The sequence below is a fragment of the Pseudoalteromonas sp. Ps84H-4 genome (assembly GCF_024124645.1).
GTDB classification, from domain to species: Bacteria; Pseudomonadota; Gammaproteobacteria; order Enterobacterales; family Alteromonadaceae; genus Pseudoalteromonas; species Pseudoalteromonas lipolytica_C.
The window spans coordinates 16578-39735 of the sequence record NZ_JAMXSK010000002.1; the positions used below are offsets into that span (position 1 = coordinate 16578).

The window sequence follows — 23158 nt, forward strand, 5'->3', positions numbered from 1 at the left end:
TCGCTCTCAAATAGAAAATCAGCAATATCCTAGATAAAAATTAATCAATCATTTAATGGCTTATTACGAGGTATGAAATTTCAAAAAACGAACGATATCGAAAAATAAATCCGTAATAATTGTTTTTGTGCATATATTTTCCTTTAAATTCGCGTTTATCTTATTTTTTTGAATTGATTTTTATGTTGACTTAACGGGCTTGTCGCGGTACTAATAGAAAAAGGCAGCGGGATGGCTAGATTTCCGCTACAAATGAACAGAATTTGGTTACAGATAATGCTTACTAACAAACTCACTCTTATTCTAATTAACGTCGTGGTGATTATTATTACCGCGGGGGCTAGTTAGTGCTTGGAGAAAAGTAAAGCATTTAAAAAGCCCCCCGCACTTAATAGTCCGGGGGGCTTTTTCGTTTAAAGGGTTTGAATCGCAGCAAATACACAATGTCACTGAGGAATGAGGATTTACGATGACAGGCGCAGAGTTAACAATCGATTTATTAGCCAAACATGGCGTTAAGGATGTTTTTGGATACCCAGGTGGTGCCATCATGCCTATTTACGACGCTTTGTACGGTGCGCCAGTCAAGCATTACCTGACACGCCATGAGCAAGGTGCTGGTTTTGCAGCCGTAGGCTTTGCACGTAGCACGGGTAAGTTAGGTGTGTGTTTTGCAACATCGGGCCCAGGTGCAACTAACTTAATCACTGCACTTGCCGATGCCATGATGGATTCAGTGCCATTACTTGCTATAACAGGGCAAGTGCCAACCGCTGCGATAGGCTCAGATGCTTTTCAAGAAGTGGATGTGTTGGGTATGTCATTATCATGCACAAAGCACAGCTACATGGTTGAACGTGCAGAAGACCTTGCCGAAATCCTGCAAGAAGCCATTCACCTAGCACAAAGCGGTCGCCCTGGCCCTGTGTTAGTGGATATCCCTAAAGACATTCAAATGGCACAAGTGCCATTCCACCCTTGGCTAGCTGCAGAAGATTATTTACCTAAACTAGATCCGAACCAAGTTGCTATAGCAAATCAAATCTTAAGCGAAGCACAGCGCCCAGTAGCCTACGTGGGTGGTGGCGTACAAGCCGCTGATGCGCAAAACGAGCTTATGCAGTTTTTAGAAAAAACACATATGCCTGCGGTTTCAACCTTAAAAGCGTTAGGTAGTGTGTTACCTGATTACGATTATGACTTAGGTATGCTAGGTATGCATGGCGGTAAAGCGGCTAACTTAGCGGTGCAAGAATGTGATGTATTAGTTTGTATCGGCGCTCGTTTTGACGACCGAGTAACTGGCAACTTGAGTAAGTTTGCGGCTAAAGCAAAGGTGATCCACTTAGATATCGATGCCGCTGAAGTAGGTAAACGCAAGCCTGTAAAAGCGTCGTTAGTGGCAGATTTAAAAACCTCATTACCACAACTTGATTGTTTTGTGACACCTGATGAGTGGCTGACTCATATCGAAAGTATGATGAAAGAGCATGCTTGGCGTTACGACTACCCGGGCGAAAAAGTATTTGCTCCTTATTTGTTAAACCAACTAAGTCAAAAAATGCCATCAACCGGCGTAGTGTGTTGTGATGTTGGCCAGCACCAAATGTGGGTTGCGCAGCATATGAAATTTAGCCACCCAAGCAATCATTTAAGTAGTGGTGGTGCAGGTACTATGGGCTTTGGTTTACCGGCAGCGATCGGTGCCCAAGTTGCTCGCCCAAATGATTTTGTGATCACTGTGTCAGGTGATGGCTCAATCATGATGAACATTCAAGAGCTGGCAACGATTCGTCGTAACAACTTACCAGTTAAAATTTTAATCTTAGATAACCAGCGTTTAGGCATGGTACGTCAATGGCAACAGCTATTTTTTGAGGGCCGTTATTCTGAAACCAATCTTTCGGATAATCCTGATTTTGTAGCACTTGCGGCAGTATTTGGTATTCCAGGTCAAACCATCACTAAAGCAGATGAGGTCGATGCTGCGGTTGATGCGTTAGTGAAAAGTGAAGGTCCTTACATTTTACATGCTTGTATTGATGATAAAGAAAATGTATGGCCGCTCGTACCACCAGGTGCAGCCAATGATGAAATGATGACGGAGACAGTAAAATGAAACACACCCTAACGATTACATTAAAAAATCAAAGTGTCGCAGTTGAGCGCTTTTTACGCGTTGTTCGTCATCGCGGTTTTGATTTAACAACAATGAACCTAGAAATGGCTGATGGAACTTTTCATGTCACCATGACAGTCGACAGCGATAAGCCAATTTATTTACTAACATCACAGTTAAATAAATTGGTTGATGTAAGACAGGTCAGCATTGAAAACCAGTTTCACCAACAGGCAATGTAACAACGAATAAACTAATTCAACAGGTCGCTTAAGCGCTAAAACGACGGTTAAGCGAATAAATAAATTTTTGGAATGAGGAAGTCAGTGGCATGCCACTGCAACAACTGAGGTAATTATGGCTAAATTAAGAAGTGCAACAACAACAGAAGGTCGCAAACGTGCAGGTGCGCGCGCACTATGGCGTGCAACGGGGATGACAGATAAAGACTTTGGTAAGCCGATTATCGCAGTTGTTAACTCATACACTCAGTTCGTTCCTGGTCACGTTCACCTTAATCAGTTAAGCGAACTAATGGCCGAAACCATCACCGAAGCAGGTGGTGTACCAAAAGAGTTTAATACCATTGCAATCGATGATGGCATCGCAATGGGTCACGGCGGTATGCTTTATTCACTGCCATCGCGTGATTTAATTGCTGATTCAGTTGAATACATGGTTAATGCACACTGTGCCGATGCTATGATCTGTATTTCTAACTGCGACAAAATCACCCCTGGAATGATGCTGGCAGCACTTCGCTTAAACATTCCAGTTATCTTTGTATCGGGTGGGCCAATGGAAGCGGGTAAAACACGCCTTGCTGATATCGATATCAAGCTTGACTTGGTTGATGCCATGGTTAAAGGGGCTGATACCTCTGTGAGCGATGAAGATTCAGAAAAAGTAGAGCGCTCAGCGTGCCCTACTTGTGGCTCGTGTTCAGGTATGTTTACTGCCAACTCAATGAACTGTTTATTAGAAGCGATTGGTCTGGCACTACCGGGTAACGGAACCACACTTGCAACGCATAAAGACCGTAAGCAGCTGTATGTTGAAGCGGGCGCACGCATTGTTGATTTATGCCGTGAATACTATCAAAAAGATAATGCAGCGGTATTACCACGTGCTATTGCAAATCGCACCGCTTTTATGAATGCGATGGTGGTTGATATTGCCATGGGTGGTTCATCAAATACGGTGCTTCACTTATTAGCTGCGGCGCAAGAAGCAGGTGTAGACTTTGATATGTCGCACATCGATGAGCTGTCTCGCAAAACACCATTCCTATGTAAAGTGGCACCCGCGACAAACAAATACCACATTGAAGATGTTCACCGTGCTGGTGGCATGATGGCCATCATCCGAGAGCTAGGCAAAGCTGGTTTAGTTGATTTATCAGTTGATCACGTAGCAGGTCATACTATGGCTGAGATGGTTGCTAAATGGGACGCGACCGATCCAAGTAACGAAGTGGCGCAAAAATTCTATAAAGCGGGCCCTGCAGGTATTCGAACTACAAAAGCAATGAGCCAAGAATGCCGCTGGCCAGAACTTGATAATGACCGAGAAAACGGTTGTATCCGCAGTGTTGAAAATGCTTTTCGTCAAGATGGTGGCTTAGCAGTGTTATCGGGCAACCTTGCCCTTGATGGCTGTATTGTTAAAAGCGCCGGTGTTGTTGAAGAGATGCTACATTTTGAAGGCCCTGCCGTTGTTTATGAATCACAAGATGATTCGGTAGAAGGAATTTTAAATGGCGAAGTAAAAGCGGGTGATGTGGTTGTTATTCGCTACGAGGGGCCAAAAGGTGGTCCGGGCATGCAAGAAATGCTGTACCCAACAAGTTACTTAAAATCGGTTGGTTTAGGCGAAAAATGTGCGCTTATCACAGATGGACGTTTCTCAGGTGGTACGTCGGGCTTATCAATTGGTCATGTTTCGCCAGAAGCAGCAAGCGGCGGTGCAATAGCCTATGTTGAAAACGGCGATAAAATAATCATTGATATCGCGACCCGTGAAATCACTTTAGCGCTGTCTGATGAAGAGCTAGAAGCGCGTAAGCAAAAACAATTAGCGCGTGGTAAAGATGCATATAAACCATTAAATCGTGAACGCTATGTATCGCCTGCACTTAAAGCCTATGCGTTACTTGCAACCAGCGCAGATAAAGGAGCTGTGCGCGATTTAGCTAAACTTGAGGAGCTAAGTTAATTATGGTGTCCCAAGAGCTCGATTATTTTCGCGCTATCATCCAAGCGAACATGGAGCCGCTTGCAAAAGTCACTGAGGTCAGCGAAATGGCTGAACTCAGTGCGCGATTAGGCAATCATGTGTGGTTAAAGCGTGAAGACCAACAACCGGTTTATTCATTTAAGCTACGTGGTGCTTTTCATAAACTGGGCAAGCTGCCAAAAGGGTCTGATGTGATCACGGCTTCAGCTGGCAACCATGCACAAGGCGTAGCACTGAGTGCCTCTTTTTTAGGGCATAAAGCAACTATTGTGATGCCAGTTACAACACCCGAAATTAAAGTCAATGCAGTGCGTGCTTTAGGTGGTGAAGTGGTATTACACGGCCATCATTTTGATGCGGCAAAAGCCCATGCTTTAGAGCTCACAGAGCAGCGCAATGGGGTATTTGTGCCACCGTTTGATGATCCTGATGTGATTGTTGGCCAAGGTACGGTTGCCCGTGAATTAATGCAACAGCTTAATGATCTTGATGCAGTCTTTATTCCTGTGGGGGGCGGTGGCTTACTTGCAGGCATGGCGGTGTACATTAAATCTTTACGTCCCGATATCAAAGTTATTGGTGTTGAAGCCGACGAGAGTGCTTGTTTAAAAGCTGCGCTTGAGGCTGGCAAACCCGTTGAGCTTGACCGTGTTGGCAGCTTTGCGGATGGCGTAGCAGTAAAAATCATCGGTACAGAAACCTTTCGTTTAGCGCAAAAGTTTTGTGATGAAGTTGTCACTGTAACGGGCGATGAAATCTGCGCAGCAATGCAAGATATCTTTGTTTCAACCCGTGCTATAGCGGAGCCTTCAGGAGCACTATCAACTGCGGGTTTAAAGAAGTGGTGCCAACAAAATGGTGTGAAAGGCTTAAACGTAGCTGCGATTTTATCGGGTGCAAACTTAAACTTTGACCGTTTACGTTATGTTGCTGAGCGAACTGCGCTTGGTGAAAAGAACGAGGCACTTCTTGCCGTAACTATCAAAGAAGAAAAGGGCAGCTTCAAGCAGTTTTGCGCTTCTTTAGGCGGGCGTGCAATCACCGAATTTAACTATCGTTATGCAGGACCAGGCGAAGCACAAATTTTTGTTGGTATTGCTTTGAGGCAAGGCCAACAAGAGCTTGATGAGCTGAAAGGCGCACTGACTGAAAATGGTTATACGTTTTGCGATCTATCAGATAACGAGCTGGCTAAATTGCATATTCGTTATATGGTGGGTGGTAAAGCACCGGCTCAGTTGCATGAGCGTCTGTTACGTTTTGAGTTTCCTGAATACCCAGGTGCACTAGCGCGCTTCTTAGATACACTAGGTAGCAATTGGAGTATCACTTTATTCCACTATCGTAATCATGGTGGATCAATTGGTAATGTTCTGGCTGCCTTTGCTATTGAGCCGAGTGATTATGAGGTATTTAACGAGCACTTGAACCGGTTGGGTTATAACGTTCAAGATGAAACAAATAACCCATGCTTTACGCAATTTTTAACCACTCAAGGCCAAGAGTTAGCTGATGTAAAAGCGGCTAATCAATAAAACCGATTTAAGGCTCCTTTTGGAGCCTTGATTTTTTATTGGCTTTTCCTATAGTTAATGGATGGTTTTCAAGCAAGGATGATGCGTGCGTGGAACTCGCTATTACCTAGGGTTACTTTGTTTAATGTGCAGCTTGAGTGCATTGAGTAAGGATAAGGTTACCCTACAATTAAAATGGACTCATCAATTCCAATTTGCTGGCTATTATGTGGCATCACAGAAAGGCTTTTATAAAGAAGCAGGCCTTGATGTAACAATTTTACCCGCCGATCCAAACGACCCTGATACCTTCCCTAAAGTGTTAAGTGGCAAAGCTGACTTTGCAATTACTCACTCAGGCATATTGCAAAAGCGCCAACAAGGAGCGCCAGTTGTTGCCTTAGGAGCCATACTGCAGTTTTCACCTTATTGTTGGATGGTGAAAAATAACTCAGATATTTTTCAGCCTCGAGACTTTGTAGGCAAGAAGATCAGTAAAGTAAGCTCGTTGGAAAACGCCGAATTACTAGTCATGCTTCGTAAAGCTGGATTAGATTATCAACATTTAATAGAGGCAAGCGCCGAAGGAGGAATTGAGCAGTGGCTTAATGGTGAGCTTGATGCGGTGCAAGTGTATGTTACCAATGAACCTTATACAATGACGCTGCGTGGTGTAGGGCACCGATTAATCTGCCCACAAAAGTTTGGTCTAAATGTGTATAGCGATATTTTATATACTTCAGAGTCGATGCTCAAAGCTAATCCTGATGTTGTTAACCGCTTTTATCAAGCAAGTATTAAAGGCTGGCGCTATGCATTACACAACATGAATGAGACGATTGCATTGACCAAAAAGCACTATGCGGTTCATAAGAGTATTCAAGAACTTGCCCATGAAGCTGATGTGTTGGTCAATTATATTCAGCCACCAGGAATTAATATCGGCAATATGTCGATGGCTAAATGGCGATTGATTGCGGACTTATATGGACTCAGCCAAGATGAGTTTGATCAAACGTTTGCCGGTTTTATGCATCAACACCAGCAAGATGAGGGATTAGAATTATCTTGGATGCTGATTTTAGCAATTTTATTAAGCATTGCCTGCATTCCATTATATATCCACTTGAACAGAAGTAATCTGCGCTTGTAAAAACTGTTATACTGCATTTTATTTGTTGTCGTTTTGTAGTTATGACCCTTGCTCAGCATTTTGCTGCCTTAGATACTTTGCTTTTTTCAACCCGCCAGTACTGGCAATGTACCGCATTTGATTATGATGCAATCCCTTGGCCTGAACTTTCGTCTTTATTATGGGCGCTTGACGATCAACAAGTTAGTGAACTAGATAGTGACCAGAATGCGTTATATGCCTATTTTGCAAAGGCAATTAAGGGGCTCGATGAGCTTAAATCGTTATGCGAACTTCCCACAACCCAACAAACCCGAGATGAGTTTCCATTTTGGATCAGTAACGGCATTAAAGGACGTAAGTTCGAGCAACTACAGGACTTTGTTGCAGCGATTAGCCAGCAGAAGTCACAGTATCCAGTACTTGAATGGTGTGCTGGAAAAGGGCATTTAGGGCGCATGCTCGCTTTTAATGGAGCACCGAGTATTCATAGCATAGAACTACAAGCGCATTTGTGTGAACAAGGTCAACAAAGTGCTAATCAACAACAATTACCTATGCAGTTTTCGCAAGCTAATGTACTTACCGATGATGTTACTGAGTATTTTAAAGAGCAACAGCATGCCGTTGCGTTGCACGCCTGTGGTCGATTGCATCAAACATTTATGCAGCAAGCAAGTGATGCTAAAACTCAGCAAATAAGCTTTTCTCCATGTTGTTATCATTTATTCACGGATAACGATTATCAAGCAATGAGCGAGCCTGCAAAGCAAAGCCAGCTTGCGTTGACTCATCGCGATTTAAAATTGGCACTACAAGAAACCGTCACTGCTCCGAGTCGTGTTGATAAAGTACGAAAAACTGAAGTCGAATGGCGGCTTGGTTTTGATGCGTTGCGTAAATCAATCACGGCAGAGCAGCACTATGTTAGTGTCCCGTCGGTGAACAAAGCGATCTTTTCTGATTCTTTTAAATCATTTTGTTTATGGGCTGCTGAGAAAAAATCATTATCACTGCCAGAAGATATTGATTACCATGAATTTTTAGCAATAGGGAAACAACGAAAACGAGTAACTGAGCGTGTTGAACTCGTCCGACATGTGTTCAGAAGGGCAATTGAAGTTTGGCTCGTGCTCGATCGTGCTTTATATTTGCAACAACAAGGGTATCAAGTAACGGTTAGTACGTTTTGTGAAAAGCAGCTCACCCCAAGGAATATCTTGATCCAAGCTAATTATTAAAACATCGTAAAGAGGCGCAATGAGAAAGTTAAAAAATTTATTCGAAAATAATAGACGTTGGGCAGCGCGTACGAGTGAAAATGATCCTGAGTTTTTTAAAATTCTATCAATGCAGCAAAATCCAGAGTACTTGTGGATCGGTTGTTCAGATTCGCGTGTACCGGCTAATGAAATCGTTGACTTGTTACCGGGTGAATTATTTGTTCACCGTAATGTAGCAAATGTCGTTGTTCATACTGATCATAACTGTTTATCAGTAATGCAGTATGCTGTTGAAGTGCTTAAAGTAAAACACATCATGGTGGTCGGTCACTATGGTTGTGGTGGTGTGCAAGCGGTATTAAATGAAGCGAGCTTTGGTTTAATTGATAACTGGCTTCGTCATGTAGGTGATGTAAAAGAAAAACACATCGAACAACTTAACGCATTACCTGAAAAAGAGCGTTTAAATAGTCTGATAGAATTAAACGTTATTGAACAAGTACGTAACGTGTGCCGTACTAACATAGTGCAAGATGCGTGGGCGAAAGGCCAAGAGTTAACAATTCATGGTTGGGTTTATGGCTTAGCGAATGGTCACCTCAATGACTTAGAGTCGGTTGTGACGTGTGCTGAAGAAGCTAATGAGACCTATGGTATTGCGGTTAAGCGTGTATTTGAACGAGTGGCTGAAAAAAGCTAATACCGAATAAAGTAGAAAAAAGGAGAGCTAATTCGCTCTCCTTTTTTATTGTTCGTCTTGTTTGCTAGCAAGTTGCTGCTCAAGTAATGCAACTTTCTCTTCAAGCTCAGTGAGTTTTTCACGAGTACGAATAAGTACTTGGCTTTGAATATCAAACTCGTCACGGCTTACAAAGTCCATCTCAGCAAGTTTGTTTTGAATAGCTTGCTTAGTTTTGCCTTCGATTGTATCGGCAAGGTTTTTCACACCTTGCGGCATGTTATCAGTAATTTGCTTAGCGATTTCTTCAAGTTTTGCTGGGTTGATCATGTTCGTCCCTTGAGTCACGTAAAAAAACAATCTTACCTTATTGGCTAGGCGTAGTGTAGTGATTACGGTAAAATTGCCCGTCCTGTCTTTGGATAATTTCTTTAGGGGCTTATGAAACTCAACCCAAAACAAGATGAAGCGGTAAAGTATATTAGTGGGCCGTGTCTGGTATTAGCCGGTGCGGGCTCTGGTAAAACGCGTGTTATTACTAATAAAATCGCTTACTTGGTGCAAAAGTGTGAGTATCAAGCACGCAATATTGCTGCGGTAACCTTTACCAACAAAGCAGCAAAAGAGATGCGTGAGCGTGTCACGCAAACACTCGGCAAGCAAGAGTCGAAAGGCTTATGGGTTTCAACGTTTCATACCCTCGGTCTTGAGATCATCAAAAAAGAGCTAACCACTTTAGGCTTTAAGCCCGGATTTTCGTTGTTTGATGATCAAGATACCAATCAGCTATTAGCTGAGCTGACCGAAGAAGAGCTTAAAAAAGACAAAGACTTACTCAACCTGCTTAAGATGCAAATAGGCAGCTGGAAGAACGAATTAATTCTACCTGAGCGTGCTATTCGCGAAGCCAGAGAGCCGCAAAAAGCTTTATTTGCCCAGCTGTATGCGCGTTATCAAAATCAACTGCGGGCTTATAATGCGCTTGATTTTGATGATCTGATAATGATCCCCACTTTATTACTTAGCCAAAACGCCACTTCTCGTGAGCGTTGGCAACAGCGTTTTCGTTACTTGCTGGTGGATGAGTATCAAGATACTAATACCAGTCAGTATCAACTGGTTAAATTATTAGTGGGTGAGCGAGCTCGTTTTACCGTGGTAGGCGATGACGACCAATCAATTTACTCATGGCGCGGTGCCAGACCACAAAATCTTGTGTTATTGAGTAAAGACTTTCCGGGCTTACGTTTGATTAAGCTTGAACAAAACTACCGAAGTGCTGGGCGAATTCTTAAAGCGGCGAATATTTTGATTGCCAATAACCCTCATGAGTTTGATAAAAAGCTATTTAGTGAGCTTGGTTATGGTGAGCCTATCAAGGTCATTGGTTGTCGTGATGAAGAGCATGAATCAGAGCGAGTGGTGGCAGAGATCATTTCTCATAAATTTATGAAACGCACCAGCTATAAAGATTACGCAATTTTATACCGTGGTAACCACCAAGCGAGAGTGTTTGAAAAAGCACTCATGAGCAACCGCATTCCTTATAAGATCAGCGGTGGTATGTCGTTTTTCTCTCGCTCAGAAATTAAAGACATCATGGCTTACTTACGCCTATTGGTGAACCAAGATGACGACAACGCATTTTTACGAATCGTCAATACGCCACGCCGTGAGATTGGTACGGTCACTTTGGAAAAGCTAGGTACGCTTGCTAATGAAAAACATATCAGCTTATTTGCTGCCTGTTTTGAGCCTGAGCTTGCGCATCGACTAAAAGGCCGTGGTTTTAATGCTTTAGCTGGTTTTGCCCGTTGGGTGGTTGAGCTATCTGATAACGCTGTACGTGGTGACACCCTTGAAGCAGTTAAAGAATTAGTTAGGCAAATTAATTACGAAGCATATCTGTACGAGTCATCACCGAGTGCAAAAGCCGCTGAAATGCGCATGAAAAACGTCTCAGAGCTTTATCGTTGGATCACTGATATGCTAACAGGGGACGCAGACAATCCACCGCTGAACCTCGCTGAAGTGGTCAGTAAACTGACCTTACGTGACATGCTTGAACGTAACGAAGAAGAAGACGAATCCGATGCGGTACAATTACTAACGCTACATGCTTCAAAAGGTTTGGAGTACCCGTATGTGTTTATGGTTGGCATGGAAGAGGGGTTATTACCGCACCAAGTGAGCATTGATGAAGATAACGTCGAAGAAGAGCGTCGCCTTGCTTATGTAGGTATTACGCGTGCTCAGCAAGAGCTGGTAATGACCTATGCTAAGTTACGCCGTCAATTTGGTGAAACCTCAGAGACTGAGTTGAGCCGTTTTGTACAGGAATTACCGCAAGATGACCTAGCCTTTGAATCTAAAAAGCCACCGTCATCGCAAGCAGAGCGTATGGAAAAAGGACAGGCTCGTGTGGCTAATCTAAGAGCAATGCTTAAGAAGTAATCGACTTTGCGTTTGGCACGACTTGATCAAAGGGTGCCAGCGCACGTTGTTTTCCAATAAACAAAGATAAGCCATGCTTTTCTAGCAAGGTGCGGTAATTGAAAATAGACGGCCCTTTAGCGATTACTTGGATATTTTGCAGTTTAGTAATCGCCAGCACACCTTGCAGTTGTAAATGATAATTTTCTTGCTGTAGTACTCGTTTGCTGAAGGTTGAGCTTAACAGTAAGTAATCGAACTCGAACTCAGTAAGCAGGTTTAGTTCACAGCGATCTTTAGCAAATTCGTTCAAGCCGATAGATACTCCCAAAGAAATAAGCTCTTTTAAGTTCTCTATTTGCACTGCTGATGCATAACGGATCTCTTGCTCATTAAATAGCAAACAGATTTTGCTCGCATGATTTACTTGTAATAGCTTAGTCAATACTTTGAAATTAATGCGTTCAAGTACTAAGCCTGAGCATGGGAATAATACTTTTTTAAGATTATTCGTATTGATTAACGTAAAAGCTTGTTCAATGAGCTTTAGCTCAACTTCAAAGTGCTGCACGCGATCAGTCGCAAACTTCTTCAAAACTTCAAAGCTAGTACTGCCAAGTACAGGGTGTTCACCAAATGCTTCGAGTAAAGACTCTGGGTGAGGTTGCTCATCAAGGGTAATGATTTCTGCACTTCTAAAGTGCATTGGCAAATCATCCAAGTGATGCATTGATTCTGATTCGTGATGAGTTAGCGACGTATTAAGCAATGGATGAAAAGATTCAAATCGATTACGACCTGCATTTTTAGCGTAATACATAGCAGCATCAGCATCGCGAATAATTTCATCAGTGTGCTTATAACTCGGTTGAGAGTAAGTAATACCAATACTCGCACCGCTTTGAATACATTGACCTTTTAAACAAAACGGCTTTTTCATTATCTCAATAATTCGCTTAGCAACATCTTGTGCTTGCTGCTGCTCTGTTAGATGAGTCAACAACACAACAAATTCATCGCCGCCTAAGCGCGCTAATAAATCATGCTCACGAATACAGTGCGAAAAGGATTCTGCAACACTAATTAAAAACTGATCTCCGGCTTGGTGACCAAGCTGATCATTAATGTCTTTAAATTTATCTAAATCGATAAATAACACTGCAAATTGTTGTTCTGGATAGCGCTGGTAGTGCTGAAGTGTTTTCTCAAGCTGAGTTAAGAATAAACTGCGATTAGGTAAACTAGTGAGAGAATCATGATGGGCATCATGATAAAGCTGTTGCTCTATTTTTTTACGTTCTTCCATCTGCATTTGCAAGTGCATATTAGCTTGGCGTAATTCTTTGGTTTTTTCGGCCACTCTATGTTCAAGCTTTTGATGGCTTTGTTTAAGCGCTTGATTGGCTAAATGTGCTTGGATAACGTTGGCAATTTGATGTGAAACAAAGGTAATGAGCTCACAGTCATCTTGGCTAAATTCATGTTTGTTATTATATGCTTGGCAGACTATTAAACCGATAACACCTTGCGATGTTTTAAGAGGGGCACCTAACCAGCTCGTGGCTGTTTGTTCTCGGGGAACATTAACAGGCTTCTCAACTATGCCAAGTTTAACCAGTTCTTGTTCTCTTTTACTATCAATAAGCTGACATTTTTCGGTACTTAGCACTAATTCACTGTACCCTTTAGCAAACGGACGCGGCTTAGCATTGTTATTATATTCATCAACACAATACGGAAAGCTTAACCAGTTTGTGTTTTCATCATACAGTGCAATATATAAATTATCTGCGTATGTAATTGTTTTAATTATTTCATGCACATGTAGATAAACATCCTCTAAGTTTTCACTGAGCGTAGCTAGCTCTGAGATTTTAAACAGGATCTGTTGTCGCTCGAGGGCATTTTTCCGATGTTGAATTTCTTCGTTGAGGGCTTGGTTACTTTGCGTTAGTGCACGAGTACGAATTTTTACTTCTGATTCTAGTAATTCACGTTTTTTGACCCGCTCAATCGCTGTTGCTAAGTACATCGACATCGCTTCGAGTAGTTCAATTTGCTGCTCGGTATAGCCATTTTGTTCATCGTAACTTTGTGCAACCATTACACCAATGATTGTTTTATCTCGGTATACAGGTACCCCCACCCAATGCTCCGCCGGGGTACCAAATACTTTAAACAGACCTTGCTGCTCTGCTAGCTCTGTTTGTTGTTTAGTAAAGTAACTGGTTTCTCCGTGTTTAAACACATACCCCGTTAATCCTTCCTTAAAGTACTGCTCATATTTTAAAGGCACCGATAAGCCATCTTTTTCATCGGCAAAATAAGACAGTTCGAGGTTATCGTATACAGGATTGTGTAAAACGACGAAAAAATTCTTACTAGGAATAAAATCTTGTAAAATTTCGTGAATAGCTGGATAGAGTAGGGTTAATTCGGCAACAGTGCTGGCCTGCTCTGATAATTGTAAGAGAGCATTTTGCAGGTGATGTGATTGCTTATACTGTTGTAAAAGCGATTTTAAACGAGCATTTTTACGGGCTAGTTTATCAATGTGTGTTGCTGAATCTTCCAATGATTTAGAACCAGATCTTATTATTGTTTAAATATCGTCCTATATAGTTCCACTTTTTTATTAGATCGTCAAGTAACAGTTGTTAACAAAATACTAATTAATTGTGGGGCTAATTCTGCGACAGAGCTAGCCTGGCGAGCAAAAATGGGCACAAAAAAAGGGCTTAAAAAATTTAAGCCCTTAGTATTAGTTTCTGAATTGTTACTTGCTAGTCATAAAGTCGATAGCAGCACTGATTTCTTCATCAGAACAATCCATACATGTACCTTTTGGTGGCATCGCATTGAAGCCATTGATAGCATGATCTAATAGTGTATCTTTACCTTTAGCAATACGAGGAGCCCAATCATCAGCTGATTTAGGAGCACCTAATGCACCAGTACCATGGCATGCAAAACATGCTGCTTGATAAACTTGTTCACCAGAACGAGGGCCAGTAGGCTCAGCAGCGGCCGCAGCTTTATCACCTTCTAGATATACAGAACCAATTGGCGCTAGACGCTTTTTAATAGCATCTTCAGTCAAAGAGTTGTCATACGCTTGTGCATATGCCGTTGTTGCTAGCAGTAATAATGCAGCTGATAGTTTTTTCATTTTGCCTTGCTCACTTCGATTTGAACGTGATCAATCACGATATCTGACGGAAATTAGAACGATTATAACGCTAAGCCACAATTTATAAAATGATCTAAAAGGCTTTTTCTTGATAAAAAACGTCATTTTTTTGCGTTAGCGCAAGAAAAGCCAGCATTAGATGCTGGCCTTAACATAAATAATTAAACGAGTTCTAAGACCTTATTTACTAATTTTTCGATACCTGCATCTGCATCTAAAATGCTTTGCGCCAGCATATATGCAGGAGTCGTGACCACTTTGTGTTGCTCATCAACAACGATATCATTAACTGCACAGCTTTGGTGTGAACCACCAAGTTGTTCAATGGCCGCTGCTGTATCTTCATCATTACCAATGGTTGTTTTGACTCCTTTACCATAGATCATTGGTAACATTGCCGGTGCAATACACATATATCCAGCTGCTTTGTTTGCATCAACAAAGGCCTTTGCTGTTGTAAGTACATCATTTTGCACTTGGGCATCAGCACCTTTCACTGCAAAGTCAGATAAATTTTTCGCGGCACCAAAACCACCTGGTACGATTAAGGCATCAAACTCATTCACATTAAGCTCGGTTAATGCTTTTATTTCACCACGTGCGATACGTGCCGCTTCTACTAATACATTACGGTTTGGAGTCATTTCTTCGCCCGTTAGATGATTAATAGTGTGCATTTGCTCAATATCAGGAGCGAAACATTGATAGCTTGCACCTGCTTTAGCAATGTGTAGTAAAGTTAGGACGGCTTCGTTGATTTCTGCACCATCATAAACACCGCAACCCGCTAAAATTACAGCAACTTTTTTCATTTTTTGTCTCTCCTTAATGTGACTAACGCTAGTGTAACAATTATGCGAGTCAGGCGACAAAATAAAAAATTTTTGATGCTCAGTTACTCGCAAAGCATGATGAATGGCTGTTTATGCCATTTCATAAACAGCTAACGAAAAAAAAAGTATAAAGGATCGCTATGATCTTTGATCCATTATGCTAGAATACTCCTCCGGTTATGAAAAGGGATGTTAATTCGGTATCGAATAAGCACAAGGTAAATCGCTGCTAAAACCGTTTTCCACATCGGATAAAAATAATAAAAAAAGAACCACGCATTATCTTTTTTAAATAAAAACATAGTCTTAATAAAATTTTCCTAAGTGTTTTTACATTTTGGGAGGATTAACTGTGTCCGTTATCTACATAGTTATCCACAGGTTGCTATTGAGTTAAACGCTTGTTGGTTAATAATTCACAGTCGTTTTCTTCATAGCCTTATGGCATGCTTACAAACAATTTAATGTTATTCAATTAGGATCCAATTTCACCATGGCTCAGATCCCTGAAAATCCACTAATTCTTGTTGATGGTTCTTCTTATTTATTCCGTGCATATCATTCGCCACCGCACCTTACTAATTCTAAAGGTGAAGCGACAGGTGCTATATACGGTGTTGTAAATATGCTGAAGAGTTTGATCAAACAATATGATCCATCACATATGGTTGTAGTGTTTGATGCGAAGGGAAAAACCTTTAGAAATGATATGTACAGCGAATACAAAGCTAATCGTCCACCTATGCCGGATGACTTACGCACACAAATTGCGCCCTTACATAACATTATTAAAGCAATGGGTTTTCCGCTTATCAGTATTGAAGGTGTTGAAGCCGATGATGTGATTGGTACTTTTGCACGTATTGCCTCTGAGCAACAGCGCCATGTGCTGATCTCTACCGGCGATAAAGATATGGCGCAGCTAGTAAATGAACATGTAACGCTTATCAACACAATGACCGATAGCATCTCAGATCCAGAAACAGTCGTTGAGAAGTTTGGTGTTGGACCTGAGCTGATCATTGATTACCTTGCCTTAATGGGTGACAAAGTCGATAACATTCCGGGTGTTGATGGCTGTGGTCCAAAAACGGCGGTGAAATGGTTACAAAAATACGGATCATTACAAGGTGTTATTGATCACGCTAGTGAGATCAAAGGCAAGATTGGTGAAAAGCTTGCTGCAGCACTTGATCATTTGCCACTTAGCTATGAGCTGGCAACCATAAAATGTGATGTTGAAGTTGAAACGGACCTTGAAAGTTTCAAACTACAAGAGCCAAACCGTGATGAACTGATTGCACTTTATGGTGAATGTGAGTTCCGCCGTTGGTTAGCTGAGCTACTTGATAACCCTAAAGATGCTGACACTCATTTAGATGTACCAACAGAAGCCAACGAACTACCTAAAGTGGCTGATGCGCACTACGAAACAATCTTAACTGAAGAGCAGCTTGATACCTTAGTTGCGCAGTTAAATGACGCCGAGCTTTTTGCCTTTGATACTGAAACAACCAGCCTTGATTACATGCAGGCCCAATTGGTTGGTATGAGCTTTGCGGTTAAAGCCGGTGAAGCGGCTTACCTTCCGGTTGCTCACGATTACCCAGATGCGCCAGAGCAATTAAGCTTAGACACAGTTATGGCAAAAATTGGCCCAATCTTAGCTGACGAAAACAAGGCAAAAGTAGGCCAGAATCTAAAATACGATAAAAGTGTATTAGCGAATGCAGGCTTTGAATTAAAGGGTATTAAGTACGACACTATGTTGGAGTCGTATGTATTTAATAGTGTAGGCAGCCGTCATGATATGGATTCGCTGGCACTTAAATACCTAGGCCACAAAAATATCAGCTTCGAAGATATTGCTGGTAAAGGTAAAAAGCAGCTGACATTTAATCAAATTGAGCTCGAAAAAGCCGCACCATACGCTGCTGAAGATGCAGATATAACGCTTCGTCTTCATCAAGTGTTATGGCCAAAAATCGATGCTGATAGCCAATTAAAATCGGTATTCGAAGACATTGAATTACCTCTTGTGTCGGTGCTTTCTGATATTGAACGTACCGGTGTTGCAATTGATAGCAACATGCTGGCAGCTCACAGCCAGCGTTTAGGCGAACGTTTATTAGAGCTTGAGCAAGAAGCCTATGATATGGCTGGTGAAAAGTTTAACTTAGGTTCACCTAAGCAGCTGCAAGCAATCTTGTTTGAAAAGCTAGAGCTTCCGGTTATCAAGAAAACACCAAAAGGTGCACCGTCGACGGCAGAAGAAGTATTGCAAGAACTTGCTCATGATTACCCGCTACCTAAGGTAATTATTGAACACCGTGGTTTATCGAAACTGAAATCAACGTATACAGATAAACTACCGTTAATGGTGAATGAGCGCACTAAGCGTGTGCATACTTCTTACCATCAAGCGGTAACAGCAACGGGGCGTTTAAGTTCAACGGATCCAAACTTACAGAATATTCCAATTCGTTCGGAAGAGGGTCGTCGTATTCGTGAAGCCTTTATTGCTGCACCTGGCCATAAAATTGTCGCTGCCGATTACAGCCAAATTGAATTGCGTATCATGGCGCACTTATCACAAGATAAAGGCCTACTTACCGCGTTTGCTAATGGCTTAGATGTTCATAGCGCCACCGCAGCAGAAGTATTCGGCGTTAGCCTTGAAGAGGTTACCAGCGATATGCGCCGTAAAGCCAAAGCGGTTAACTTTGGTTTAATTTATGGCATGTCAGCGTTTGGTTTATCGCGTCAGTTAGATGTACCACGTCATGAAGCACAGCATTATATTGATAAATATTTCGAGCGTTTCCCGGGCGTACTTGAGTACATGGAAACTACCCGTGAAAAAGCGGCTGATAAAGGTTATGTAGAGACTATTTTTGGTCGTCGCTTACATTTACCAGAAATCAACGCCCGTAACGGTGCTCGTCGCAAAGCCGCTGAGCGTGCAGCTATCAATGCGCCAATGCAAGGTACTGCTGCTGATATCATCAAAAAAGCGATGCTTAAAGTTCATCAGTGGGTAAACGCACAAGCTGAAGGGTCAGTGAAGCTTCTAATGCAAGTGCACGATGAATTAGTGTTCGAAATTAAAGAAGAGTGTGTTGACGACTACAAAGCTGAAATCTGTAAGCTAATGTCAGAAGCTGCCACTCTTGATGTGCCACTGATTGTTGAAGCCGACAGCGGTGACAACTGGCAACAAGCACACTAATAGTCGCAATAAATGAGAGCTGTCAGCTATCAGCCGTCAGCTTTCAGACTGAAAGTTAGCGAGTTTCTAGGGGAAAGTTAGAGCTGTCAGCTATCAGCCGTCAGCTTTCAGACTAAAAGTTAGCGATTTGCTTGACCGTTATACCGTATTTATCTCGAATCTAGCTTCCAATTTAAGGGTCGCGGCATAAAGGCGCTGCTACAGGTAGGCGTGAAACTTGTTTCGCGCGTCTGACCGCTGAAGGCTGAAAGCTGATCGCTTCTGTATATAGAACATCACTTCTAGCGACCCGACTTAACCAAAAATAAATCATTACTCGTTAACTATAACCCCAACTCTTGTAACCTTTTTACATGTTGACGATAAAGCTCAACAGGGTCGACTTCGCGTAAATGATGCAAACCTATAAATTGATTGATTTCGTCTAAATGATTCATTTTATAATCATCTTTAATGACATGACCTAAGTGACTACTACAGCGTGAAATCAGGCCATCATCTTGACCTACGATCAATATTGATCCAAGCAGCATAGATAAGTCGGTTGGATCAAGAATATTGGTAAGCGCTGCTGTGCCACTCCACGAAAAATAATACACCCCATTACTGGCAAGCATTTGTCCTTGCTCGCATGCCGTTGGCGGTAAACCTTCTGGGTACTTTTGATTGAATACAGAGGCTCCTTGGCTGGTTAAGCTATATAATGCTGCTAACGGATCTTGCGGTAAATCACTGTGACCTGATAGTAACGAAATCATGCTGCCTAGTGCTGCAAATACTAGCTTAAACGAATGTTCAGATGGTGAGTTTGGTTTTATTTCTTCGCGAATAAGATCAGCAAGTGTACTGCCATAGTTTGCACCCCCGATACTGGTCACAGAGGCAACTAAGTTAGGCGAGATCGAAGCGACATAGCGAACCGTTTGCGCTCCTTGACTATGACCAATTAAGTTAACCTTTTCTGCGCCCGTGAGTGCCAAAATATGATTAACCTGAGCCAGTAATTGTTGACCACGAAACTCTGAACTGTGAACAGCTGACACAGCAGCAACAAAAACCTGGTGGCCATCAAGCGATAAAGTGCTAGGGATATTATGAAAATAGTCAACGCCTAATAGGCTATCAAAACCTAACAGCCCATGTACCAAAACAATCGGGTATTGAGTGCTATTATTTTTCGCGTGACAGGGCAAGCTCAGCGAAATGAGTAAGATGGTAGCTAGTGCTAGGAGGCATTTTTTCATTCCTTTTTACTCTTGTGCTAAGTTTTTGCCATCAACATGTATTAATAATGCTGCTATTTTCTCTGATTAATTTAACGATACCTTAAATAACCACTTGATGTAATGTTAATTATAGGTAAACAAGAAAAGATAGTTTTAGAGTTTCGTTATATGTTTATCAAATCGAGCGTTTTCTTTGCGGATGCAATTTCTTTTTAACGCGGACTTTGTTAAAGTCCGCGCCGTCCTCATCCTGTAGGACATCCTGTTGATGATGCATCTGAAAAGATGCAACGTATTGATAGCTTCTCCCCAGTTTGCTATACCGGCTCGCTTGTTATTGAGCGAGCCGTTTTTTCTCTTCTTATCATACAATTCATTGCACAAATTAACGCAGGTGATACCATCTAATAGATTGTTATTATCTTCGAAGGAATGCGTTATGTTTAAATCTGTGGCCTTTGCCGCCTTATCATTATCAAGTTTATTAGTTGCTCCTTTTGCTAGTGCAAACTGGCAGGTTAACAATGAGCAAAGCAAGGTTAGCTTTGTATCTATCAAAAAGAATTCAATTGCTGAAGCGCATCATTTCAAAAAAGTATCAGGTACGTTGAATGAGCAAGGTCAATTCAAGTTAATGATCGATCTTAGCTCTGTTGAAACGCTAATTCCTATCCGTAATGAGCGCATGACTAAATTGTTGTTCGAAACAGCTGAGTTTCCTCATGCAGTTTTAACTGCTGATTTAAGTAAATCATTATTAGCACTGAAGCCAGGACAACATGTATTAACTGGTTTGAAAGCCGAGCTTGACTTCCATGGCAATAAAAAAGAGTTAACGATTGATGTACTGGCAAATATGTCACCCAATGGTGATGTGACAGTTTCTTCGTTCTCACCAGTGATTATTAATGCAGATGATTTCAAAGTAACAGAAGGCATTGCACAGCTACAAAAGCTTGCTGGTTTACCATCTATTGCAACAGCTGTTCCTGTAACTTTTTCTTTGACGCTCGATAAAGATAAGTAATGCAGTCGCTTGCCGAGCTAGAAGCTGCACTTGCAGAGCCTGATAAACCTTTTGATCAATGGCAACCAGACAATTGTGGTCAGTTGCCTATTGAGATCAATGGTCAAGGAGTGTGGTTTTATGCTGGCAGCGAAATTCAACGGGAGGCAATGGTCAAACTATTTGCCTCCGTACTTTGTAAAGAAGCCAATACTTACTATTTAAAAACGCCAGTAGAGAAAATGGCGATTACAGTCATTGATGTGCCATTTGTTATTGTTGATTGGTATTTTGAAGAGACCGAGCAAGGACAGGCTTTATGCTGTGTTGATAATCTACAACGCACTTGGTTAGTGACATCATCGCAACCACTACAATTACGCAAATTTGAAAATCTGCAGGTACCTTATTTACAGTTAGCACATGGGTTAGCGGCAAGAGTATCGAGAAATGTTTATTATCAATGGGCTGAAATAGCCTGCTCAGACGAGCAGGGCTACTTTATAGAGTCATTAGGTAAGCGTTATTACTTGGCCTAAGCTTCTGGTTCTTCTTCAGATTCAGGAGTTTGAACTTCAATTGGCCCTAAGAACCATTCATCTAGCTTTTTAGCAACTTCTGGTAAGCCTGTTCCTTTTAATGATGAAAATGCATGAACAGTAATATCACCTTCCAAGCTACTTAGCTCACGGCGAACTTGTAAAACTTGTGCTTTACGTGCGCCCTGTTTTAATTTGTCGGCTTTAGTTAAAAGTGCAAGTACTGGGATCTCACTGCCAACGGCCCAGTCAATTAAGTCACGATCAAGATCTTTTAGTGGATGACGAATATCCATTAAAATAACAATCCCTTTTAAACTTTGGCGCTTTTGTAAGTACTCACCTAACGATTTTTGCCATTTCTTCTTCATTTCGATTGGCACTTTCGCAAAGCCATAACCAGGTAAGTCGATAAGGCGTTTATCAGCATCAAGCTCAAAAGTATTGATCAACTGAGTACGACCCGGCGTTTTAGAGGTACGTGCTAACTTTTGATCAGTTAGCGTATTAAGGGCACTTGATTTACCCGCATTAGAGCGACCAGCAAACGCGACTTCAATCCCCGTATCAGCAGGCAAGCGTGAGATGTCAGGTGCGCTAGTAACAAAGGACGCAGTATTGTATTTGATACGAGATTTGAGCACAGGCTCTCCTAATCTTTTATAAATAATGTTGAACAGTGACTAAAATTCACTTAAGACGCGTATTTTATACTATTAAAGCAGCATTCAAAAGCGTATTTAAGCGTGCTAAATTTAGTTACATAGTGGGAAAATTTCTAGATAGAAACTTAATCTAAGTCAAATCCCTATAAATTATGAGCTTAAAGTGGGCAGAAAACGTGCCAGAGAATTTATTATCGTGTAGAATATAGAAATCACAACATCCATATTGTAGATGATACAGGGTCGGAAACAGAGAATTCACCATGAAAAAAATAGCACTATCTTTAACTATATTGCTTGGAACGTTGTCAGCAAGCAACGCAACAGCATTTGATGGCGATGTAAACGCAGGTAAAGAGAAATCGGCAACGTGTGCGGCCTGTCACGGCCCAGACGGTAATGCACCGGTTAATATCTACCCTAAAATTGCAGGCCAACACGCAGATTATATCTATAAACAATTACAAGAGTTTAAATTAGGTATGACGTCTGGCGGCAAAGAAGGCCGTATGGATCCAGTAATGAGTGGTATGGCTATGCCGCTTAGCGATCAAGACATGAAAGACCTAGCAGCTTACTTCTCTTCTTTAAATATGTCTGAAGGTTCAACACCTAAAGATGTAGTAGAAGTGGGTCAGCAGCTTTATAAAGCCGGTGATGCAGAGCGTGGTATTCCAGCATGTGCTGCGTGTCACGGTCCTCGTGGTAACGGTACATCACTTGCTAAATTCCCAAAAATTTCGTTCCAACACCCAGAATACATCAAGTCTCAACTTGAAAAATTCCGTGATGGTACACGCAATAATGACCTAAACGGCATGATGCAAGACATCGCTAAAAAATTAACAGACAAAGACATCGAAGTTCTTTCAAAATACTTAGGTGGCTTACACTAAAGTCTGATTGCCGAATGTAAATATTGGCATTAAAGTGTACAAATTGTAAAAAAAGCAGCGCAAGCTGCTTTTTTTCATATTTATCTCATCGAAATTTCTTACTTCCTTGTGAGACATTGCCCACACTTCAATGTGAGCTAAATCTTATTTTTATTTTTTTTTATAATATAACGAATTGTTTTAAAAGGTAATTGTCGTTTTTTAATCTTTTGACTGTAAGAAAAGTTATATAAATTAGT

General features: G+C 41.6%; 18 protein-coding genes. 12 read left to right on the forward strand and 6 right to left on the reverse strand.

All coding sequences use genetic code 11. The features are described 5' to 3' along the window. Nucleotides 1–469: 469 nt before the first annotated feature. The 7 genes from ilvG to can all read left to right on the forward strand — a co-directional run bounded on the left by ilvG (nucleotide 470) and on the right by can (nucleotide 8923). Entirely contained in the window at nucleotides 470–2119 is a 1650-nt protein-coding gene (ilvG, locus tag NH454_RS02570; RefSeq protein ID WP_138557996.1) for an acetolactate synthase 2 catalytic subunit, read from the forward strand. Then, nucleotides 2116–2361, forward strand: coding sequence for an acetolactate synthase 2 small subunit (gene ilvM, locus NH454_RS02575; RefSeq protein ID WP_135922791.1), 246 nt, complete (start codon nucleotides 2116–2118; stop codon nucleotides 2359–2361). Before ilvG ends, ilvM begins: the two co-directional genes overlap by 4 nt. Before the next feature lie 115 nt (nucleotides 2362–2476). Next, nucleotides 2477–4333 (forward strand): dihydroxy-acid dehydratase, encoded by a 1857-nt coding sequence (gene ilvD / locus NH454_RS02580; protein ID WP_135922790.1) that lies wholly within the window; start codon nucleotides 2477–2479, stop codon nucleotides 4331–4333. A 2-nt stretch (nucleotides 4334–4335) separates the two neighbouring features. Then, the gene (ilvA, locus tag NH454_RS02585) at nucleotides 4336–5889 is read left to right on the forward strand and encodes a threonine ammonia-lyase, biosynthetic (RefSeq protein WP_253038152.1); all 1554 of its coding nucleotides are present in this window, start codon (nucleotides 4336–4338) and stop codon (nucleotides 5887–5889) included. A gap of 124 nt (nucleotides 5890–6013) precedes the next feature. Continuing rightward, complete coding sequence (locus NH454_RS02590) at nucleotides 6014–7021, forward strand: ABC transporter substrate-binding protein (RefSeq protein ID WP_171040430.1); 1008 nt, start codon at nucleotides 6014–6016, stop codon at nucleotides 7019–7021. A 41-nt stretch (nucleotides 7022–7062) separates the two neighbouring features. Beyond that, nucleotides 7063–8241, forward strand: coding sequence for a methyltransferase (locus NH454_RS02595; RefSeq protein ID WP_253038154.1), 1179 nt, complete (start codon nucleotides 7063–7065; stop codon nucleotides 8239–8241). 19 nt (nucleotides 8242–8260) lie between these two features. Then, nucleotides 8261–8923, forward strand: coding sequence for a carbonate dehydratase (gene can / locus NH454_RS02600; RefSeq protein ID WP_135922787.1), 663 nt, complete (start codon nucleotides 8261–8263; stop codon nucleotides 8921–8923). 45 nt (nucleotides 8924–8968) lie between these two features. Here the strand turns inward: can and NH454_RS02605 are convergent, their stop codons facing one another. After that, the gene (locus tag NH454_RS02605) at nucleotides 8969–9232 is read right to left on the reverse strand and encodes an accessory factor UbiK family protein (protein WP_036971505.1); all 264 of its coding nucleotides are present in this window, start codon (nucleotides 9230–9232) and stop codon (nucleotides 8969–8971) included. A 111-nt stretch (nucleotides 9233–9343) separates the two neighbouring features. Here NH454_RS02605 and rep point away from each other — a divergent pair, with 111 nt between their 5' ends. Continuing rightward, a complete protein-coding gene (gene rep, locus NH454_RS02610; RefSeq protein ID WP_138557993.1) occupies nucleotides 9344–11356 on the forward strand; it encodes a DNA helicase Rep in 2013 nt (670 codons plus the stop codon). Here the strand turns inward: rep and NH454_RS02615 are convergent. The 3 genes from NH454_RS02615 to elbB form a co-directional block, all read right to left on the reverse strand. Then, complete coding sequence (locus NH454_RS02615; protein WP_199527138.1) at nucleotides 11346–13910, reverse strand: diguanylate cyclase; 2565 nt, start codon at nucleotides 13908–13910, stop codon at nucleotides 11346–11348. The two genes, rep and NH454_RS02615, sit on opposite strands and share 11 nt — an antisense overlap. Nucleotides 13911–14111: 201 nt before the next feature. Next, nucleotides 14112–14504, reverse strand: a complete 393-nt coding sequence (locus NH454_RS02620) for a cytochrome c5 family protein (RefSeq protein WP_062568504.1) — start codon at nucleotides 14502–14504, stop codon at nucleotides 14112–14114. A 182-nt stretch (nucleotides 14505–14686) separates the two neighbouring features. Continuing rightward, nucleotides 14687–15337, reverse strand: a complete 651-nt coding sequence (gene elbB, locus NH454_RS02625) for an isoprenoid biosynthesis glyoxalase ElbB (protein WP_199527139.1) — start codon at nucleotides 15335–15337, stop codon at nucleotides 14687–14689. A gap of 514 nt (nucleotides 15338–15851) precedes the next feature. Between elbB and polA the strand changes: the two genes are divergently transcribed. Beyond that, entirely contained in the window at nucleotides 15852–18587 is a 2736-nt protein-coding gene (gene polA / locus NH454_RS02630; RefSeq protein WP_135922783.1) for a DNA polymerase I, read from the forward strand. 323 nt (nucleotides 18588–18910) lie between these two features. Here the strand turns inward: polA and NH454_RS02635 are convergent, their stop codons facing one another. Further along, nucleotides 18911–19831, reverse strand: a complete 921-nt coding sequence (locus tag NH454_RS02635; RefSeq protein WP_253038156.1) for a triacylglycerol lipase — start codon at nucleotides 19829–19831, stop codon at nucleotides 18911–18913. A 421-nt stretch (nucleotides 19832–20252) separates the two neighbouring features. Here NH454_RS02635 and NH454_RS02640 point away from each other — a divergent pair, with 421 nt between their 5' ends. Continuing rightward, nucleotides 20253–20840, forward strand: coding sequence for a YceI family protein (locus NH454_RS02640; protein ID WP_135922781.1), 588 nt, complete (start codon nucleotides 20253–20255; stop codon nucleotides 20838–20840). Continuing rightward, on the forward strand, nucleotides 20840–21358 hold the full coding sequence (locus NH454_RS02645; RefSeq protein ID WP_135922780.1) for a DUF1285 domain-containing protein: 519 nt from the start codon (nucleotides 20840–20842) through the stop codon (nucleotides 21356–21358). Before NH454_RS02640 ends, NH454_RS02645 begins: the two co-directional genes overlap by 1 nt. Here the strand turns inward: NH454_RS02645 and yihA are convergent. After that, the gene (gene yihA / locus NH454_RS02650; protein ID WP_135922779.1) at nucleotides 21355–22002 is read right to left on the reverse strand and encodes a ribosome biogenesis GTP-binding protein YihA/YsxC; all 648 of its coding nucleotides are present in this window, start codon (nucleotides 22000–22002) and stop codon (nucleotides 21355–21357) included. The two genes, NH454_RS02645 and yihA, sit on opposite strands and share 4 nt — an antisense overlap. 284 nt (nucleotides 22003–22286) lie before the next feature. Between yihA and NH454_RS02655 the strand changes: the two genes are divergently transcribed. Continuing rightward, on the forward strand, nucleotides 22287–22919 hold the full coding sequence (locus NH454_RS02655; RefSeq protein ID WP_135922778.1) for a c-type cytochrome: 633 nt from the start codon (nucleotides 22287–22289) through the stop codon (nucleotides 22917–22919). Nucleotides 22920–23158: the final 239 nt, after the last annotated feature.

Bases quoted from the DNA above. Each gene is read 5' to 3' on its own strand.
- ilvM (WP_135922791.1), top strand. From the start codon at position 2,116: ATGAAACACACCCTAACGATTACATTAAAAAATCAAAGTGTCGCAGTT.
- NH454_RS02635 (WP_253038156.1), bottom strand. From the start codon at position 19,831: ATGAAAAAATGCCTCCTAGCACTAGCTACCATCTTACTCATTTCGCTG.
- NH454_RS02645 (WP_135922780.1), top strand. From the start codon at position 20,840: ATGCAGTCGCTTGCCGAGCTAGAAGCTGCACTTGCAGAGCCTGATAAA.
- polA (WP_135922783.1), top strand. From the start codon at position 15,852: ATGGCTCAGATCCCTGAAAATCCACTAATTCTTGTTGATGGTTCTTCT.
- can (WP_135922787.1), top strand. From the start codon at position 8,261: ATGAGAAAGTTAAAAAATTTATTCGAAAATAATAGACGTTGGGCAGCG.
- ilvG (WP_138557996.1), top strand. From the start codon at position 470: ATGACAGGCGCAGAGTTAACAATCGATTTATTAGCCAAACATGGCGTT.
- NH454_RS02620 (WP_062568504.1), bottom strand. From the start codon at position 14,504: ATGAAAAAACTATCAGCTGCATTATTACTGCTAGCAACAACGGCATAT.
- NH454_RS02595 (WP_253038154.1), top strand. From the start codon at position 7,063: ATGACCCTTGCTCAGCATTTTGCTGCCTTAGATACTTTGCTTTTTTCA.
- rep (WP_138557993.1), top strand. From the start codon at position 9,344: ATGAAACTCAACCCAAAACAAGATGAAGCGGTAAAGTATATTAGTGGG.
- NH454_RS02655 (WP_135922778.1), top strand. From the start codon at position 22,287: ATGAAAAAAATAGCACTATCTTTAACTATATTGCTTGGAACGTTGTCA.
- NH454_RS02605 (WP_036971505.1), bottom strand. From the start codon at position 9,232: ATGATCAACCCAGCAAAACTTGAAGAAATCGCTAAGCAAATTACTGAT.
- ilvD (WP_135922790.1), top strand. From the start codon at position 2,477: ATGGCTAAATTAAGAAGTGCAACAACAACAGAAGGTCGCAAACGTGCA.
- NH454_RS02640 (WP_135922781.1), top strand. From the start codon at position 20,253: ATGTTTAAATCTGTGGCCTTTGCCGCCTTATCATTATCAAGTTTATTA.
- elbB (WP_199527139.1), bottom strand. From the start codon at position 15,337: ATGAAAAAAGTTGCTGTAATTTTAGCGGGTTGCGGTGTTTATGATGGT.
- NH454_RS02590 (WP_171040430.1), top strand. From the start codon at position 6,014: ATGTGCAGCTTGAGTGCATTGAGTAAGGATAAGGTTACCCTACAATTA.
- ilvA (WP_253038152.1), top strand. From the start codon at position 4,336: ATGGTGTCCCAAGAGCTCGATTATTTTCGCGCTATCATCCAAGCGAAC.